Source organism: Streptomyces katrae, from assembly GCF_000966975.1.
Classification (GTDB): domain Bacteria; phylum Actinomycetota; class Actinomycetes; order Streptomycetales; family Streptomycetaceae; genus Streptomyces; species Streptomyces katrae.
Window position 1 is genome coordinate 1 of record NZ_JZWV01001365.1, and the last position, 3,793, is coordinate 3,793.

Below are 3,793 nucleotides of genomic sequence, written 5' to 3' on the forward strand. Positions count from 1 at the left end.
GGCGCACGGCGACGGCCGGGCGGCGTGTGCCCCGCGGGGACGAGAGGCTGCGGGAGCACCGTGGCCCCGTGCTGCCGGGCTGGATCGCGGTCGTCGTCGGCGCCCTCGCCCTCACCGGCTGCGCGGCCGTGCTGTGGCGGGCCGGGGTGGTCCCCGCCACCCTCGTCGCCGCCTTCGGGGTGCCGCCCCGCCCCTACCACGGGCTCCGCGCCACCCACTGGCCCCCGCTCGCCTTCCTCGGCGTCGTCACCCTCCTCGCCCTCGGCGGCCTCGGCCGGGCCAAGGCGGGCCACGCCTGGGTGCTCACCCTCTTCGGCAGCTACCGCGGCACCGTCCGCCGTACCGGCCTGACCTGGATCAGCCCCCTGCTGCTGCGCCGGCGCGTGGACGTGCGGCTGCGGCACTGGCGCAGCGAGCCCATGCCCGCCGTCGACTCCGGCGGCCTCGCCCTCCAGGTGGTCGTCCAGGTCGTCTGGCAGGTCAGGGACACCGCCCGTGCCACCCTCGCCGTCGAGGACCACATCGACTACCTCGCCGAGCAGGTCGAGTCGGCCACGGCCCGCGTCCTGTCCAGGCTCCCGGCGGACGCCTTCCACGACGACGCCCCGACCCTGCGCGACGCGGAGGCCGTCGGCGAGGCGCTGACCCGGACCCTCGCCGCCGAGACCGAGGCCGTCGGCATCGAGGTGTTCTCCGCCCAGCCGACCCGCATCGAGTACGCCCCGGAGGTCGCGGAGGCGATGCGCCGCCGCCGGATCGCGGCGATCGACGCCAAGCACCGGGACACCGTCCTCACCGCCGTCGTGGACGCCGTGGACGACACCGTCCACCGGCTCACCTCGCGCGGGATCGTCGAACTGGACGACTACGAGCGCAAGGCGCTCGTGAAGGACCTCACCGTCGCCTTCTACACCGGCAGGTCCGATCAATAACCGCCACAACAGCGCTCAACAGGGAAACGGGTGGCCGGTAACGACCGGACCACCCGTTTTCGCGCGGGGATGGACAGGACCAACTGCCGTCAATACTGTGGGACTTGGTCTAGACCTAGTCCCACGGGCGGGTCCGCGCCCAGCGCCCCCGCACCCGGCACCGCCCCCGCGCCCGTCCCCACACGGGCGCGGCGCATGCGCACGAGCAGCCACACGAGCCCCGCCAGGCTCTCCCCCCCCCACACCCAAGGAGCAGCATCATGCGTCCCTTCCGCATACCCGGACGCGCCGCCGGCGCCACCGCGCTCGGCGCCGCCCTGCTCGCCGGGGCGACCCTGTTCACCGCCCCCACCGCCAGCGGCCACGGCTACACGGACACCCCCATCAGCCGCCAGAAGCTCTGCGCCAACAAGACCGTCCCCGACTGCGGCCCCATCCAGTGGGAGCCGCAGAGCGTCGAGGGCTACAAGGGCTTCCCGGCGGCCGGCCCCGCCGACGGCCAGATCTGTTCCGGCGGCCACAGCGAGTTCGCCCAGCTCGACGACCCCCGCGGCGGCACCTGGCCCGCGACCCGCGTGAACTCCGGCCAGAGCTTCGACTTCCGCTGGCAGTTCACCGCCAACCACTCCACCACCGACTTCAAGTACTACGTCACCAAGAACGGCTGGGACCCCACCAAGCCCCTCACCCGCGCCTCCCTCGACCCCCAGCCCTTCCTCGTCGTCCCCTACAACGGCGGCCGCCCGGACATGACCACCATCCACCGCGGCACCATGCCCGGCGGCAAGACCGGCCGGCACATGATCCTCGCCGTCTGGACCGTCAACGACACCGCGATGGCCTTCTACGCCTGCTCCGACGTTCAGTTCTGACGGAACGTCAGTTACCCTCCGGCGGCATGCGGACGACGACCACCACCACCGATGCCGACCCCGCCCCCGGGGCCGGAACCGTCGCGGAGCTCATCGCGCGCCAGTGGGGCGACCACCGGCCCGGGCTGAAGCACGGCCACGACGCGGGAACCGGCCCCGGGGCTGCCCGGAGCCCGGCCACCGTCCTCAGCCGCCACCGGACCGCCCAGGAGGCCGCCACCCGCGCCGCGCTCCTCACCGACCTCCTGCCACCGGGGGCGCACCCGCACGTGGGGGTGCTGCTCGACAACACCCCCGAGTTCCCCTTCTGGCTCCCCTTCTGGCTCGCGCGGCGGCCCTCGCCGGGGCCGCCGTCGCCGGGATCAACCCCACCCGCCGCGGCCCCGAACTGGCCCGCGACATCCTCCACACCGACTGCCGCCTCCTCGTCACCGAGCCCGCCCACCTCCCGCTCCTGCGCGGCCTCGACCTGCCCGGCGTGCGGATCCTCGTGACCGGCACCGAGGAGTACGAGGCGCTGCTCGCGCCCTACGCCGCCGCCAAGCCCGGCGAGGCCCACGTCCGCCCCGGCGGCCCCCGCCCGGACTCCCGGCTGCTCCTCTACTTCACCTCCGGCTCCACCGGCGCCCCCAAGGCCGCCATCTGCAGCCAGGGCCGGCTCGCCGCCGCCGGCCACTCCCTCGCCCGCCGGTTCCGCACCACCCCCGACGACGTCCACTACGTCTGCATGCCCCTCTTCCACGGCAACGCCGTCATGGCCTGCTGGCTGCCCGCCCTCGCCGCCGACGCCCCCGTCGCCCTGCGCCGCCGCTTCTCGGCCTCCGCGTTCCTGGACGACGTACGCGGCTACGGGGCCACCTACTTCACCTACGTCGGCCGGGCCGTCCAGTACCTCCTCGCCACCGACCCCCGCCCCGACGACCGCGAGCACACCCTGCGCCTCGGCTTCGGCACCGAGGCCGGGGCCGTGGACGCGGCCCGCTTCGCGGAGCGGTTCGGGGTCCGGCTGGTCGAGGGGTACGGGGCCACCGAGGGCGGCGCCTCCGTCCAGAGGACCCCCGACACCCCGCCCGGCGCCCTCGGCCGGGCCGCGGCCGGCGACGACCTGGCCGTCGTCGACCCGGAGACGGGCCGCGAATGCCCGCCGGCCGTCCTGGACGGGCGGGGCCGCCTGCGCAACGGCGACGAGGCCATAGGTGAGCTGGTCAACCGGGGCCGCAGCCACTTCGAGGGCTACTGGCGCAACCCCGAGGCGGAGGCCGCCCGCACCCGTGACGACCGGTACTGGACCGGCGACCTGTTCTTCCGGGACGCGGACGGCTTCCTCTACTTCGCGGGCCGCACGGACGACCGGCTGCGCGTCGACAGCGAGAACCTGGCCGCCGCGATGATCGAGAACATCCTGGCCCGCTGGGAGGCCGCGGCCGCCGTCGCCGTGTACGCGGTCCCGGACGAGGTGGCGGGGGACCAGGTGATGGCCGCCGTGGCCCTGCGCGAGGGCGCGGCCTTCGACCCGGAGGCCTTCGCCGCCTTCCTCGCCGCACAGCCGGACCTGGGGACGAAGATGGCCCCGCGCTACGTCCGGATCCTCACCGCGATGCCCGTCACGGCGACGAACAAGATCCACCGAGCTGCCCTGCGCCGGAGCGGGTTCCTGTGCCCCGAACCGGTCTGGCACCGCGTCGCCGGGGCCTACCGCCCGCTCGACGGGCCGTCCCTGGAGGCGCTGCTCGCGGTGTACGAGGCCCAAGGCCGCCGGGACCTCCTGGAGCGCTGAACGGAACCGGCGGGAGCGACGGAACCGGGGAGGGCGCACGCCCCTCTTCCCAGGGGAGGGGGTTCCCATGACGAACACACCGCCCGCCGCACCGCCCGCCACGCCGTCGGCCGCGAAGGCCTGGGCGGCCGCGGCGGCCCTGCTCCTCAGCCTCGCCCTGGCCGCCTGCGGCACGCAGGTCACGGGCCGGGCGGCGGCCCCGCCACCACCCC

General features: G+C 75.2%; 2 protein-coding genes and 1 pseudogene. All 3 read left to right on the forward strand.

Annotated elements, in window-relative coordinates; translation table 11 throughout:
• The coding region (locus VR44_RS37290) for an SPFH domain-containing protein (protein WP_045952110.1) at positions 1–932 on the forward strand (932 nt) is incomplete at its 5' end.
• A 260-nt stretch (positions 933–1,192) separates the two neighbouring features.
• Positions 1,193–1,804 carry a lytic polysaccharide monooxygenase auxiliary activity family 9 protein gene (locus VR44_RS37295; RefSeq protein ID WP_045952109.1) on the forward strand — a complete coding sequence of 204 codons (612 nt, stop codon included), beginning with the start codon at positions 1,193–1,195 and terminating at the stop codon, positions 1,802–1,804.
• A gap of 26 nt (positions 1,805–1,830) precedes the next feature.
• A pseudogene (locus VR44_RS37300) lies at positions 1,831–3,581 on the forward strand (AMP-binding protein).
• Positions 3,582–3,793: the final 212 nt, after the last annotated feature.

What these genes read in the sequence shown, in the direction of transcription:
- VR44_RS37295 (WP_045952109.1), top strand. Translation starts at nt 1,193, where the DNA reads ATGCGTCCCTTCCGCATACCCGGACGCGCCGCCGGCGCCACCGCGCTC.